The sequence below is a fragment of the Brevibacterium pityocampae genome (assembly GCF_039541555.1).
GTDB classification, from domain to species: Bacteria; Actinomycetota; Actinomycetes; order Actinomycetales; family Brevibacteriaceae; genus Brevibacterium; species Brevibacterium pityocampae.
Window position 1 is genome coordinate 1 of record NZ_BAABGL010000012.1, and the last position, 13,321, is coordinate 13,321.

General features: G+C 70.9%; 16 protein-coding genes, 1 tRNA gene and 1 pseudogene. 11 read left to right on the plus strand and 7 right to left on the minus strand.

Translation table 11 applies throughout. The annotated features are described in order from the left end of the window. A pseudogene (locus ABD883_RS08990) lies at positions 1-775 on the plus strand (IS3 family transposase); the annotation flags it as partial. Between the two features lie 12 nt (positions 776-787). Here ABD883_RS08990 and ABD883_RS08995 read toward each other — a convergent pair. Further along, positions 788-1,063, minus strand: a complete 276-nt coding sequence (locus tag ABD883_RS08995) for an NAD(P)H-binding protein (RefSeq protein ID WP_295688597.1) — start codon at positions 1,061-1,063, stop codon at positions 788-790. A 212-nt stretch (positions 1,064-1,275) separates the two neighbouring features. Here ABD883_RS08995 and ABD883_RS09000 point away from each other — a divergent pair, with 212 nt between their 5' ends. Further along, positions 1,276-2,706: an HNH endonuclease gene (locus ABD883_RS09000; protein ID WP_295688595.1), complete on the plus strand. Its 1,431-nt coding sequence runs from the start codon at positions 1,276-1,278 to the stop codon at positions 2,704-2,706. Positions 2,707-2,794: 88 nt separating this feature from the next. On the opposite strand, the gene ABD883_RS09005 is transcribed toward ABD883_RS09000, so the two are convergent. Further along, positions 2,795-3,310 carry a hypothetical protein gene (locus ABD883_RS09005; protein WP_345031538.1) on the minus strand — a complete coding sequence of 172 codons (516 nt, stop codon included), beginning with the start codon at positions 3,308-3,310 and terminating at the stop codon, positions 2,795-2,797. A 110-nt stretch (positions 3,311-3,420) separates the two neighbouring features. On the opposite strand from ABD883_RS09005, the gene ABD883_RS09010 reads away from it, so the two are divergent. The 3 genes from ABD883_RS09010 (at position 3,421) to ABD883_RS09020 (ending at position 4,435) form a co-directional block, all read left to right on the plus strand. Beyond that, positions 3,421-3,491 (plus strand) — tRNA-Gly (locus ABD883_RS09010). A gap of 126 nt (positions 3,492-3,617) precedes the next feature. Further along, positions 3,618-4,004, plus strand: a complete 387-nt coding sequence (locus tag ABD883_RS09015) for a hypothetical protein (RefSeq protein WP_295688591.1) — start codon at positions 3,618-3,620, stop codon at positions 4,002-4,004. A gap of 116 nt (positions 4,005-4,120) precedes the next feature. Continuing rightward, complete coding sequence (locus ABD883_RS09020) at positions 4,121-4,435, plus strand: hypothetical protein (protein ID WP_295688589.1); 315 nt, start codon at positions 4,121-4,123, stop codon at positions 4,433-4,435. A 63-nt stretch (positions 4,436-4,498) separates the two neighbouring features. Here the strand turns inward: ABD883_RS09020 and ABD883_RS09025 are convergent, their stop codons facing one another. Then, positions 4,499-5,194, minus strand: a complete 696-nt coding sequence (locus ABD883_RS09025) for an HAD family hydrolase (protein WP_295688588.1) — start codon at positions 5,192-5,194, stop codon at positions 4,499-4,501. Between the two features lie 11 nt (positions 5,195-5,205). Continuing rightward, positions 5,206-5,511, minus strand: coding sequence for an acylphosphatase (locus tag ABD883_RS09030; protein ID WP_247425176.1), 306 nt, complete (start codon positions 5,509-5,511; stop codon positions 5,206-5,208). An 86-nt stretch (positions 5,512-5,597) separates the two neighbouring features. On the opposite strand from ABD883_RS09030, the gene ABD883_RS09035 reads away from it, so the two are divergent. Beyond that, on the plus strand, positions 5,598-6,485 hold the full coding sequence (locus ABD883_RS09035) for an alpha/beta fold hydrolase (protein WP_295688584.1): 888 nt from the start codon (positions 5,598-5,600) through the stop codon (positions 6,483-6,485). 25 nt (positions 6,486-6,510) lie between these two features. Here the strand turns inward: ABD883_RS09035 and ABD883_RS09040 are convergent, their stop codons facing one another. After that, positions 6,511-7,170 carry a hypothetical protein gene (locus ABD883_RS09040; RefSeq protein WP_247425181.1) on the minus strand — a complete coding sequence of 220 codons (660 nt, stop codon included), beginning with the start codon at positions 7,168-7,170 and terminating at the stop codon, positions 6,511-6,513. A gap of 197 nt (positions 7,171-7,367) precedes the next feature. Between ABD883_RS09040 and ABD883_RS09045 the strand changes: the two genes are divergently transcribed. Continuing rightward, on the plus strand, positions 7,368-7,937 hold the full coding sequence (locus ABD883_RS09045) for a mismatch-specific DNA-glycosylase (RefSeq protein ID WP_295688582.1): 570 nt from the start codon (positions 7,368-7,370) through the stop codon (positions 7,935-7,937). 144 nt (positions 7,938-8,081) lie between these two features. On the opposite strand, the gene ABD883_RS09050 is transcribed toward ABD883_RS09045, so the two are convergent. Then, positions 8,082-8,789: an MgtC/SapB family protein gene (locus tag ABD883_RS09050; RefSeq protein WP_295688580.1), complete on the minus strand. Its 708-nt coding sequence runs from the start codon at positions 8,787-8,789 to the stop codon at positions 8,082-8,084. Positions 8,790-8,869: 80 nt separating this feature from the next. Between ABD883_RS09050 and ABD883_RS09055 the strand changes: the two genes are divergently transcribed. Beyond that, positions 8,870-9,520, plus strand: coding sequence for a glycosyltransferase family protein (locus tag ABD883_RS09055; RefSeq protein ID WP_295688578.1), 651 nt, complete (start codon positions 8,870-8,872; stop codon positions 9,518-9,520). A 10-nt stretch (positions 9,521-9,530) separates the two neighbouring features. On the opposite strand, the gene ABD883_RS09060 is transcribed toward ABD883_RS09055, so the two are convergent. Continuing rightward, positions 9,531-11,315, minus strand: a complete 1,785-nt coding sequence (locus ABD883_RS09060; RefSeq protein WP_295688577.1) for a bifunctional 3'-5' exonuclease/DNA polymerase — start codon at positions 11,313-11,315, stop codon at positions 9,531-9,533. A gap of 128 nt (positions 11,316-11,443) precedes the next feature. Here ABD883_RS09060 and ABD883_RS09065 point away from each other — a divergent pair, with 128 nt between their 5' ends. From ABD883_RS09065 to ABD883_RS09075, 3 genes are all read left to right on the plus strand, one after another. Continuing rightward, the gene (locus ABD883_RS09065) at positions 11,444-12,214 is read left to right on the plus strand and encodes an SDR family NAD(P)-dependent oxidoreductase (RefSeq protein ID WP_295688575.1); all 771 of its coding nucleotides are present in this window, start codon (positions 11,444-11,446) and stop codon (positions 12,212-12,214) included. Positions 12,215-12,225: 11 nt separating this feature from the next. Then, positions 12,226-12,732, plus strand: coding sequence for an SRPBCC family protein (locus ABD883_RS09070; protein WP_345031659.1), 507 nt, complete (start codon positions 12,226-12,228; stop codon positions 12,730-12,732). A gap of 89 nt (positions 12,733-12,821) precedes the next feature. Continuing rightward, positions 12,822-13,319, plus strand: a complete 498-nt coding sequence (locus ABD883_RS09075) for a pyridoxamine 5'-phosphate oxidase family protein (RefSeq protein WP_295688573.1) — start codon at positions 12,822-12,824, stop codon at positions 13,317-13,319. Positions 13,320-13,321: the final 2 nt, after the last annotated feature.

The following is a 13,321-nucleotide window of genomic DNA, read 5'->3' on the forward strand; positions in this document are numbered from 1 at the left end:
CGGAAGTAGTCGCGTTCATCGACGCGAACAAGGACGACCTCGTCGACGGTCGCCGGCTCGGAGTCGAGCTCATCTGCAGACAGGTGGCTCCGAGCAGCTACTACGCCGCCAAGACCCGCACCCCGTCCGCCCGTGCCCAGCGGGACGAGGAGCTGATCCCGCGGCTCGTCGAGCTGTGGGAGGCGAACTACCGGGTCTACGGGGTCCGCAAGCTCTGGAAGGCGGCCCGGCGGGCGGGGATCGCGATCGGCCGCGACCAGACCGCGAGGTTGATGAAGGTGGCAGGGATCGAGGGCGCGAGGCGCTCGAAACGGGTGAAGACGACCAGGCCGGATCCGGCGTCCGCGCGACACCCGGATCTGGTGCAGCGGGAGTTCACCGCGACGCCATCGAGATGGCCCGCTGGTCCAGAGGTCACCGCCACGCGGACCTGCGGTGTCACAGCGACGCGGGGTCTCAATTCACGTCCATTCGCTTCGGCGAACGCCTCGCGGAGATCGGCGCGACGCCGTCGATCGGGACCGTCGGTGACAGCTATGACAATGCCCTGGCCGAGACGGTGAACGGGTACTACAAGGCCGAACTCGTCCGCGGGCCGGCCCGGTCCGGGCCGTGGAAGACGGTCGAGAATCTCGAGCTCGCCACCCTCGGTTGGGTGCACTGGCACAACACGCAGCGCCTCCACGGCTACCTCGGCGACGTCCCGCCCGCCGAGTTCGAGAACGCGTTCTATGCTGTCCAAGCCGACCGTGAACACCTGGTCGGAATCAAATAGCGCGAGTCTCCATCAGACCCAGGGCGCTTCAGCGATGACGGTCCGGGTGACAGCGGCTCGCTGATGGTGCACGCCCTTGGCGCCGCCGACGGTCACGACGACGGCATCCGCACCGGCGACGGCCGCTGCGACGAGTCCCGGATCGGTCGCACTCCCGATCGCCTTCGACGCTCCGGCCGGCGCCCTGCCGCTGCGCGAGACCACGGTGACCTCATGCCCGGCGGAGAGTGCGAGCTCGGCGAGCTGGGCGCCGGTGCCCTTCGAGCCGCCGACAACAGTGATCCTCATGAAGCCCCCGTTCCTTCGCGGTGGATGCGTGTGCCGTGCATGTGCGGTGCGTTCGGGGATCAATCCTAGTCGGAGCACTCGAGGGCAGATGACCGTCGGGATCGCCGGGACCGAGGCGCCCAGCCGGGTACGAGGCCGCGGTCCGTGTTCGCTGGTACCGGCGTTCCTCCTGGTGAGGACCCGTGTCTGTGGGTCGCGCTAGCGTGGATGGCATGAACCAGGAGCAGGGAGTCCGCACCACCGGCGATGTCGCCGCGGTGCGCGATGCGCTCGCGGTACTGGAGGCGGTGGAGTCCGAGTCCGAGGCGATCGACCGGGTCCGCGTGCTCGAGGAGCTCAAGGCCGCGGCGACCGCCGCGCAGGCTCGCGCCGTGATCGCTCTCGACCGACTGCGGAACGAGTCCGAGGCCGCCCGCGGGGCGGAATCGACCGCCCGGTGCCGCGGCCTGGACGCGGAGATCGGACTCGCTCGGAGGGAGTCCCCGGCCCGAGGCGCCCGCTTCCTCGGCCTCGCCCGATCCCTCGATCGGGACCTGCCACGGACGTTCGCGGCACTGACCGCTGGAGCCGTGTCGGAAGAGAAGGCCCACGTGCTCCACCGCGAGACGTCATGGCTGCGCGGGGAGAAGCGTCGCCAGGTCGATGAGCTCATGTCCGACCGGTTCGAGCAGACCGGAGTGCGCCGGCTCGGGGCAGAAGCCCGCGCCCACGCCCAGCGTCTCGACCAGGATGCCGCGGTGGAGCACCTCGAGCGCACGGTGAAGGAGCGTCGGGTGAGTGTGCGGCCGACCCCCGGTGGGATGGCGTACCTCACTGCGCTCTTGCCGATGCCGCAGGCGGTCGCGGTGTACGCCACCTTGCAGAAGTCCGCGGCCGCTCTCGTCGGCACCGGAGAGGCCGGGGGACGAACAGTGGCGCAGCGGGCGGCCGATCTCCTCGTCGAGCACGTCACCGGGCAGACGACAGCTGAGGCCGTGCCGGTCGAGGTGCATCTCGTCATGACCGACGCCGCGCTTGTCGGAGAAGGGGAGGAGCCGGCGTGGATCCCGGGCCACGGGCCGGTCCCTGCGGGGACCGCCCGCCGCATGCTGCGAGACAGCGAGGCCGGGGTGTTCCTCCGGCGGCTCTTCACCACGCCGGACAGTGGCCGCCTGGTGGGAATGGATTCGCGGCGACGGGAGTTCACCGGGCTGCTGCGGCGGATGGTGATGCTCCGGGACGACGTGTGCCGCAGCCCCTTCTGCGATGCGCCGATCCGACACGTCGATCACGCGCAGCCGCACCGGGACGGCGGGGTCACGGACTTCACGAACGCCTCCGGGCTTTGCGCGGCATGCAACTACGCGAAGGAGAACCCCGGCTGGACCCACGACGCGACACCGGATGTGCTCGCAGTGCGCACCCCGACCGGGCACGAGTACACGGTCGACACTCCGCCGGTGATGATCACCCACGCCGATGTCGTCGCTCCCTTGCAGTCCGCGGTAACGGGAGCCCGTGCGGACCCGTCACGAGCAGGTCCGTCACCTGCAGGTCCGGCCGGGGAGCGCCTCGACGATGATCGCTCTCCGCCCGGCAGGATCCTCAGCATGGCCGAGCACCTGCTGCGGTCCCGGCTCGTCGAGTTCCCTGTTGCGTCGTGATGCCGGTTGCAGGATGCAGCTGTCGTGACGTGCGCGGCGGAGGTCGGTCTGTCCCGGTGTTCGCATGGTTCAGAAGAGCACCCGAGGCTCAGCCGATGTAGTAGAGCGCTCCGAACCCCTCATCCGACCACCGGCGGGTCGTATCGCGCAGGTGGACGAAGTACTTCCGGCAATACTCGCCGTCACCCGCGCGATACTCTTCTCCACGCTCGAATAGATCGTTCTCATCGACGGTGGCGTAGTCGTCGGCGGCTATTCGCACATACGGTGCAGGAACGACGCCGAGGTAAGGGTCCCAGCCGTAGTCGGTTCCGACGAACGAAACGTCGCCGCTCAGCAGGAGCAGACCCGGCCGCGCGAGCGAATGAGCCGCGACGGGACCCCGCAGCTCATCCGGTATCGGCGGGCTCTCCGAGAAGTACCACTGCAGTTGCCTCCACGCCTTATCGAGGTACAGCTCACCGATTCGAGGAGTTCCCGGAGCGGTGTGCTCCCATTCATGTTCGCGGTGGTCCAGCGCGTGAGCGCATTCCAACGGGTTCGCTCGGGCGTACATCAGGTCGAGGTCAGTGCGGAGCGGAAAGGCGCGGTATCTGATTCCCATGAGCACAGTGTGACCGGGTTCGGATCGTCGTGCAGGCGTTTTCCACAGGCTGTGGATTCAACCTCCCGGTTCTTCGCACCGGCCAGATGTGCGTTAGACTCTCACTGCACGCGGGCGTAGCTCAATGGTAGAGCGCCAGCTTCCCAAGCTGGATACGCGGGTTCGATTCCCGTCGCCCGCTCTCTTCATGCCCTGAGGCGCCCGACATCGGCTGCACAGCCGCGGCCGGCGTGCTGATCTCCAGCCGCGGGCTCGTCGTCCTCGCCCAGTGGCATCTGCACACCCGCCGACTACTTATGCTCGTACCATGATCGAACCATCGCAGTATGCGGCGCCGCCGGCACCGCGCTCCTCGAGAACCGGCGGCCCGATCGGTCTCGTCGCTGTCATCCTCGCCGGTCTCGCGTGGGCATTCACGGTGGCGCGGTCAGTGGGACTGTACCTGTTCCCACTGCTGGCACCCGATTTCTCTGGGTCGTTCGAGCTGTACGGTCTGTTCGCGTTCGTGAGCGCGATCGTCATCCTCGTCACCGCTCTCGCCGCACTCGTCTGCGGGACCATCGGTCTGGTACGGGTGCGGCCCCGTCGCTCGCTGACCGTCATCGCCACGACGATCGCCGCACTCATCGTGTTCGACACCGTGTTCTTCGGCGTCCTCGGTTTGTCGACCGGTTTCCTTGCAGGGAGGTTCTGAGATGACTGACGCGACTCCGGAGTTCCGGCCCGCAGATCCGCATCCGCGCGCGTACTCGGGCCCTGCGTCGCACCATCCGCCGCTCGCTGTTCGGCGGTTCCCTGGGCATCAGCGCTGTGGTCCTCGCGGCGCTGGCGTGGCTCGTCGAGATCGGGTACAGCGCGGTGCTCCAGCTGCTCCCGGTGGTCATCGACGGGCCGATCGATTTCAACACCTACGTCCTCTTCGGTCGGACAGGGGTGATCGTCAGTGTGATCATCTCGTTGGTCGCCCTCGTCCTCGGGATCGTCCACCTTGCCCGCGTCCGACCTCGCAGGCCGCTCGTCGTGGTCGCGACAGCGGTCGCCGCCTACACGTTCGTGAGTGTTGTGGTGAATGGCGCCCTCACCATGATCGCCGGCACGCTCAACGGCGGCCCATGGAGCTTCTGACACCGCGGCGCTTCTGACACTGTTCGGATGAACCCCGAGCGCCGGGACTCGCCGAAACGCTGTTCAGAGCACCGGCGGGTCGTCCTCGGCGCCCGCCGGCGGGGTCGCGCGAGCAAGTGCATCCCAGTCCGCTTCGAGCAGCTCGGGCAGCCCGTCGACCACGAGGATCGCTCCGGCCGCCTCGAGCTCGGCCGGTCCGAAGCCCCCGGTGCGCACTGCGATGCACGGGGCACCCATCCGCGCGGCGGCGACGATGTCGTAGGGGGCGTCGCCGACGACGATCGCGCTCGTCCCGCCCGCCTGCTCGAGCGCGGCCCGGAGGATGTCCGGCGCCGGCTTGGAGGAGTCCGCGTCCCCGGATGAGGTCGCGGCGGCGATATCGTGCTCGCCGAGCCCCACCTTCTCCAGTGCCAGGGAGGTGTGCTCGGGACTGCCCGAGGACCCGAGCGCCACGATGAAGCGCTCGCCGAGGAACTGCACGAGTTCGCGCGCACCGGGCAACGGGCCCACATCCTCGGCGATCTCCTCGTACTTCTCCCCGTGCGCCGTGCGCAGCACGTCGCCGAGCCGCTCCTCGACCTCGGCCCCGGCAACGGCAGTGATGAGCCGGTCGCCGCCCATGCCGATCGCCCGGTGGATGCGCCACATCGGGAGGTCGATGCCGTAGTCGCCGAAGGCGCGGTGCCAGGCGATCGCGTGGTGGTACGTCGAATCGATGAGGGTGCCGTCGACGTCGAGGAGGACGGTGTCGTGTGTCATCGCGCGCTCCCTCAGCGGACCGTGAAACCGGCGTCAGGGGCCGACTCGTCGCTCGGCTCCACGTGCACGCCGGCCACCTCGGCCGCGGGCGGTCCGGTGCGGCACCAGTCGATCATCGCGTCGACCGCGGCTCCGGGACCTACGAACAGCGCCTCCACGGTCCCGGTTTCGGTGTTGCGCACCCAGCCGGCCACCCCTCGGGACTCCGCTGCGCGGCGGCACGATTCCCGGTACGACACGCCCTGCACCTCACCGGTGACCACGACCCGCGCCGCTCGGTTCTCCGCCTGGTCCGGGGTCTGCTCAGCGTTCGTCATGACCTCCACCCTAACGAGCGGATCCCCACCCGGGGAGGGGGCTCGGGCTGCCCACGTCGACCCGGCCGCCCCGTTAGACTGCACGCGTGACGGACTCAGACAGCATCGACCTCTTCACCCGGACCGTCGGCGACGGGGAGCGCCGCGTCGTGTTCCTCCACGGGCTGTTCGGCCGCGGCAAGAACTTCACCCGGATCGCCAAGGGCCTCGAGCCGGAGTGCACGAGCCTCCTCGTCGACCTCCCGAACCACGGCCGCTCGGACTGGACGGAGGAGTTCGACTACCGCGCCATGGCCGACCACGTCGCCGCGACGCTGCGTGCGGACTTCGCCGCGGCCGGCCCCGTCGACGTCATCGGCCATTCGATGGGCGGCAAGGTCGCCATGGTGCTCGCGCTGCGCCACCCCGAGCTCGTCGACCGGCTCGTCGTCGAGGACATCTCCCCGGTCGGGACCGAGGCCGCGAAATCCGGTGATGCAGTGTCCGATGACGCAGTGTCCGATGACGCAGTGTCCGATGACGCAGGTGACGCCGGGTCGGGCGGGTCCGAGTTCGACCATCTGCTCAGCAGTCTCCGCGCTCTCGACCTCGGCTCCGTGGCCGACCGTGCGGCTGCGGACGAGGCGCTCAGCGAGTCGATCCCCAACCGCACGGTCCGCGGTTTCCTCCTCCAGAACCTCCGCAGCGGCGACGACGGATTGTTCTGGGAGCCGAACCTCGAACTCCTCCACGAGTCGCTGGCGGTGATCGGTGGTTTCCCCGAACTCGGCGATGCCCGGTTCGATCACCCGGTGCTGTGGGTCGGCGGCGCGAAGTCGGACTACATCCGCCCCGAATACGGGGAGGCGATGCGCGCCCTGTTCCCGCGGACCACGCGGATGATGATCAAGGACGCCGGGCACTGGCTCCACTCGGAGAAGCCCGAGGAGTTCATCGCCGTGCTGCGCGGATTCCTCCTCGACGACAGGGACTGACCCCGGCCACCCCTGGTCGCCCCGGTCACCGCGTCCGGGCGAACTGCTCGTGCGCCCGGGTGAAGAGCTCCTGGAGCACCCGGCCGTGACCGTGGATGCCGTGGCGCAGGACGAACGAGCGCGGCCCGGAGATCGAGCGGTCGGCCGCGGAGAGGATGCGGGCCAGCTTGCCGCTGCCCGCGGTGTGCGCCGCGAACGCCTCCGGGGTGAGGACGATCGTCACGAGGTGGGTCGGCGGCATCGGCCACTTGTGGGCCGCGATGAAGGTCGCACCGATCCGCTCCACGTCGTCCCACGGCAGGAACGCGCGGACCTTCCGGCTGCTGCCGCGTCCGACGACCTCGGCGTAGCCGTCCCGGTTGAGCACGAGGGTGGGACGGTTGACCATGACGATGATGACGGCCGGGATCCCCAGGAAGCCGAAGAAGAACAGCCCGACGAACATGATCAGCGTCATCGGGTTGAACGCGACCCACCACGGCTCCTCCCCGCTGCCGACAGCGACCGCGGTGGTGAACAGCAGTATGCAGATGAGCAGGGTGAACACGACCGCCCCGATGAGCAAAAGCACGAGGCGCCCCGTGCGCGGCGGGATCTCGACGGAGCCCGTGTGCCACAGCCGGCCCCACAGCTCGTCGACCCGGCGGAGCTGTGCCGGCCTGAGTCGCTCACGATCCCTGCTCATGACTCAGGCTCCCTGGGGTCGATGCCCCTGCATGGCAGCGCGGAGGGCAGGGGATGCCATGATCATGAGGGTCTCCTCCTCCGGGGAGCGGTCCGCACGCTGCGGACCCGTCGGATCCGACGGCAGTCCCCGGCCCCGGCGCGGGCAATGCCGACCGGCCGCCACGGCGCGCGGAGCGCCCCGCGTAGCCTGGGCGCATGGGTTTCAGCCGTGCCGAGCTCGAGCGCTTCCGCGATGCCACCGTCCCCGACCTCCTGCCGGAGCCGCTGCGGCTGCTGTTCGTCGGGATCAACCCGAGCCTGTGGACGGCGGCGACCGGCGCCCACTTCGCCCGGCCCGGCAACCGGTTCCATCCCGCGCTGCACCGCGCCGGCATCACCGACACCCTCATCGACGCCGCGGACGGGTACACGGAATCCGACCGGGCGCAGCTCACCGGGCGGGGGATCGGGATCACCAATATCTGCCCGCGCGCTACCGCCCGCGCCGACGAGCTCACCCGGGAGGAACTGCGCGCCGGGGCCCGCCGGCTCGACCGGCTCGTGGTCGAGCACGCCCCGCGGGTCGTCGCGGTGCTCGGGATCACCGCGTACCGCACCGCGTTCGAGGCGCCCCGCGCCGTCACCGGCCGGCAGGAATCGCCGTGGCCGGGCGCCGCGCTGTTCGTCGCCCCGAATCCGAGCGGGCTCAATGCGCATGCGAGTCTCGACGACCTCGCCGAGGCCTATCGGGAGATCGCGACGGCCGCCGGGGTCGGCGGAAACTGACACGGTTCTGGCTGGTTCCGGCGCTCAGGGCCGGTCGGAGAACTGCTGGTGGGCGCGGGCGAACACCTCGAGCATGGTGCCCCGGTGCGGGCGTGTGCGCCTACGCGGATGCCGGTGCGGTCGTGCGGGATGCTCCTGTGGAGGTCAGTCATTGACCTGCTCGTTGATCTCCACGGAGTGCACCCCGGTGATGTCGTGGAGGATCTCGAACACCCCGCGGTCCACCCCGCTCTGCCGCGGCGTGAAGCGGAGGTCGGCCTCGATGAGCTTCCCGCTCTCGCCCCGGACCCGGCGGGTGTGATTGAGCGAGGACTCGTAGCCCTGCCGGGAGGTCTCGCTGAGGATGTCGCGCAGCACCCCGCGACCGTCCTCGTACTGGACGGTGAAGTGCTCGGCGAGCTCGGGGCGCTTGATCCGTTCGACGAGCGCATTCACCACCGTCACGGTGAACAGGTAGAACACCACGGCGAGCGCCCCGATGATCGGCATCCCTGCGCCGCACGCCATGCCGACCGAGGCGCTTACCCAGATCGAGGCGGCGGTGGTGAGACCGGACACGACGTTCTGCTTGACGAAGATCACCCCGGCACCGAGGAAGCCGATGCCGGTGACGATCTGCGCGGCGATGCGGCCCGGGTCGCGGACGGAATCGCCGTCGACCATGCCCGCGAAGCCGTACGCGGAGACGAGGGTGAACAGGGCCGCGCCGAGGCCGACGAGGATGTGGGTGCGGGCACCCGCGCTCTTGTGGCGGACCTCGCGCTCGATCCCGATGATCGCGGAGAGGACGAAGGCGCAGCCGAGCAGCACCGCCTGGGTCGCGAGGTCGTCCGGGATCACATCGAAGTCCATACCTGCCTCCTGTGGGGACATCCTATGTCCGGGAGCGCCTGGCCTTGCGGAATCCGCGCCGGGGTGGAAGATGGAACACTATGACAGCGAAGAAGCGATCAGAGACCGAGCAGGGGACCGCCCGCCGCCTGATCGAGGAGTTCGGCACGACGTTCTGCGACGAGGCGGGCATCACCCTGCGCGACACTCCGGCACCGCTGTGGCAACTGCTCGTCCTCAGCCTGCTGCTGTCGGCCCGGATCCGGTCGGAGATCGCCGTCGCCACCGCTGGAGAGCTCTTCGACGCCGGTTGGCGCACGCCGGAGCATTTGCGTGAGAGCACCTGGCAGGAGCGGGTCGATGCGCTCGGCCGGGGCGGCTACCGGCGCTACGACGAGAGCACTGCGACGCGCCTCGACGACGCCGCGGCGCTGCTCCTCGACCGGTGGACGGGTGACCTGCGGCGCCTGCGCGAAGAGGCGGAGGGGGACCCCGGCAGGATCGCGGACGGATTGCAGGAGTTCGATGGGATCGGACCTGCCGGGGCGAACATCTTCCTGCGCGAGGTGCAGGCGGTGTGGCCCTCGCTCCGGCCCCTGGCCGACGACCTCGTCCTGCAGGGCGCCGAGGCGGCCGGGCTGCCGACGGACCCCGAAGCTCTGGCCGAGCTGGTGAGCGGCGACGACTTCGCAGGACTCGCCGCCGCCTTGGTCAGGATCGCCCGCGACCCGGGGCTGCTCGACGAAGAATGACCCCGCCGGCTCACTTCGCCTCGGCGTAGGACTCGACCGAGGACACGGTGAGGGGGAACTCGACGGGAGCATTGCCGAACAGCAGCCGTCCGGCCTCCGCGGCCGCCTCGGCGAGGAGGGTCCGGACCTCCCCGGCCTCCTCCGCCGGGCCGTGGAGCACGACCTCGTCGTGGACGAAGAACACCAGCCGCGTGCGCAGCCCCGCGCCGTCCGCGCCTCCCGCATGCAGCCGCCGGCGCACGGCACCCATCCAGCACAGAGCCCACTCCGCCGCCGTGCCCTGGATGACGAAGTTCCGGGTGAACCGCCCGTGGGAGCGGGTCATCGACCGCGCCCGGGACTCGGCCTCCGCAGTCGACACATCGGCGACCTGCGCCTGCCAGTCCGCGCTCGGGGCCGGCGAGGTGCGGCCGAGCCACGTCGCGACGCGACCACCGCGCTCCCCGATCCGGGCAGCGGATTCCACGAACTCGAGGGCCGCCGGGAACAGCCGGCGCAGGTGCGGCACGAGCGCCCCGGAGTCCCCGGTCGTCGACCCGTACATCGCGCCGAGCAGCGCGATCTTCGCCCGCGAGCGCTCGCTCACCGCCGACCCGGCCCGCCGGCCGAGCTCTGCGACGCCCAGATACATGTCGCCGTCGCGGCCCGCCTGCGCGAGCGCCCGGTCCCCGGACATCGCGGCGAGGATGCGCGGCTCGACCTGGGAGGCGTCGGCCACGGTGAGCAGCCACCCCGGGTCGGCCCGCACCGCCCCGCGCACCGTCGCCGGCACCTGCATCGCCCCGCCGCCGTGAGCGGCCCAGCGGCCGGTCACCACCCCGCCGACCGCGTAGGACGGATGGAAGCGGCCGGCGCGCACCCATTCGTCGAGCCAGTGCCAGCCGTTCGCGGTCCACAGCCGCTGGAGCGTCTTGTACTCGAGGAGCTCGGCGATGAGCGCTCGCCGTTCCTCGACCCGCTCGCCGCCCTCCTCCGCCCACGCCATGAGGTCCCACTTGCTCGTCGTCCGCACCGGGATCCCGGCGGTGTGGAGCGCCTTGAGCAGCGAGGGCTGGCTGTCCGGGTTGACCCCGGCGACCTGGAGGGTGGCGGCGATCCGGTCGGCGAGCTCCTGCATCCGGGCCGGCCGGGCGCCGTCGGCCGGGCGCGGCCCGAGCGCGTCGGCGAGCAGCGCCTCGTGGAGGTCACGGCGCCACGGCAGGCCGGCGGCGTTCATCTCGACCGCGATCATCCCGCCCTGCGACTCCCCGGCCAGGAGGAGCGTGAGCCGCTGCGGGTACCGGCTCCCGGTGACGGCGCGCAGCTGTGCGGCGAGCTCCGCTGCGAGCTGATCGGCCGTGGGCTCGCCTGAGCGCTCGCCGGCCGCGGGGGAGTCGAACAGGGATCCCTGGGCGGGATCGACGCGCGGCAGCACCCGCTCCTCGGCGGGCTCCGGCGGGGTCGGATCGAGCTCGACGACTGGCGCGTACTCCACCCCGGTGTCGGGGAAGCCGGCCGCCTGGCTGAGGATCCGCTGGCACAGGCTCAGGTCCCAGCAGCGGGCCGGTTCGAATCCGGCGGCGAGGAGCGGCGGGTAGACCCGGGCGGTCTGCGACCACACCCAGCGGATCGCCTCGGGCCGGGGCGATTCCGCCGCGAGCGAGCGCACGAGGCCCGGCAGCTCGGACAGCGGGGCGTCGCGGGCGCCGACGGTCCGGCCGTCCTCGACGAGCAGGGCCCGCCAGGGGGACGGGCCCGGGTCCGCGGGCCCGGCTGCTCCGGGACCGGGATCTGCGGGGCCGAGGACGATGTGCATCTCCCCATTATCGCGCCGTGCGTTCGACAGAAGTTCGGATGCGGGGGCCCGGTGATTGTGACAGGCTCGAGGTGGCGCGTCTCACACCCGAGCGCGACCGCACGCACCCGCCGAATCACGGAGGATCCATGACCACCACCGACATGACCGGACACACGATCGTCGTCACCGGAGCCGGATCGGGGATCGGCCGCGCCACGACGCAGCTCCTCGCCTCCCGCGGCGCGCACGTCGTCGTCGCCGACATCGCCGAGTCCGCGCACGAGACCGTCGAGCTCGTCACCGGAGCCGGGGGCGAGGCGACCGCCGTCGTCGCAGACATCTCCGACGAGCAGGCCGCCGCCGATCTCATCGCACTCGCCGCCGAGCGCGGCGACCGCCTGGGCCTGGTCAACAACGCCGGCATCATGGACGCCTTCGCCGGGGCCGCCCACGTCGACACCGCGCAGTGGGACCGGATCCTCCGGGTCAACCTCACCGCTCCGATGTACCTCATCCGCGCTGCGATCCCGGTCATGCTCGAGCGCGGCGGCGGCGCGATCGTCAACGTCGGCAGCTCGGCCTCCCTGCGCGGGGGCGCCGCCGGTGCCGCCTACACCTCCTCCAAGCACGGGCTCATCGGCCTCACCCTCAACACCGCCTACACCTACGGCAAGCAGAGCATCCGCTGCAACGCGGCCTGCCCGGGCGGAGTGGAGACGAACATCATGTCCGGCACCGACATGTCCGCGATGAACCCCGAGCACGGGCTCGCTGCGATCACCCCGGTCCACCAGAGCGCGATCCGCAACGCCAAGCCCGAGGAGCTCGCCCAGGTCATCGCCTTCCTCGCCTCGGACGCCGCCTCCGACGTCAACGGCGCCGTGATCCCGGTCGACGCCGGCTGGTCCGCCGGCTGAGCGGCACCCCGATCACCGCGCACCCCGCACCGGCCGGGCCCCACCGGCACACCGCACCCGCACCCGGGGAATCCGCGGCGTTCCACTTCACCTCGACGTGGACGGCCCCGGTGCCGCCTCCGCGGGTGTGGGAGGAGCTCATCGCGGTCGAGCACTGGCCCCGGTGGTGGCCGGGGATCCGCAGCGCGCGGGTCATCGCCGACCCCGGTGAGGGCGCGCCCGGGCGGCGGGTGGCCCTCACCATCGGCAGCCCGCTCGGACACCGCATGCGCTTCGCCCTCGAGCTCACCGAGACCCGCCCGCCGGAGCGCGCCCTCGTCCGCGCCGCCGGCGACCTCCGCGGCACCGGGCGGCTCACCGCGGCCGAGGCGGGGGCCGGCAGCGCACTCACCATCACCTGGTGCGTGGTGAGCCGCCGCCGGCTCGTGCGCGCACTGCGACCGCTCGCACCCTGGGCGCACGGCCGGGTCATGGCCGCCGGGGAGCGGGGACTGCGGGAGCGGCTGGCCTCCGGCTGAGCATCCGCCGAGTCCTCGGGGCCGTTCCATCGACAAGGTGCCTTGTTCCTGGAAGAGTGGGGGCACACGACGATGGGAAGGAACCCGCCATGAATGACAGCACCCGCACCTCCGAGGCCGAGCTCCGCGAGAAGGTTCGCGAGCTCATGAACGACACCCGCATCGCGATGCTCACCTCGGTCGACACCGACGGCACGCTCGTATCCCGGCCGATGGGCACCCAGGAGGTCGTCGAAGACGGCGACGTCTGGTTCATCACCACCGCGGACTCCGACATCGTCGACGAGCTCGCCGTCGATTCCCAGGTCAACGTCGCCTACTCCGGCAAGTCGAGCTGGGTCTCCGTGTCCGGCACCGCGACGGTGGTCCGCGACGTCGCGAAGCAGAAGGAGCTGTGGAGCACCTTCACCTCCGCCTGGTTCGACGGCGGCGCCGACGACCCGGCCGTGCGCCTCATCCGCGTCACCCCGCACACCGCGCAGTACTGGGACTCGCCCGGCGGCGTGCGCACCATGCTCTCGATGCTCACCTCGGCGGCGACGAAGGGCACCCCGAAGACCGGGGAATCGCGCACCGTCGACATGTGAGC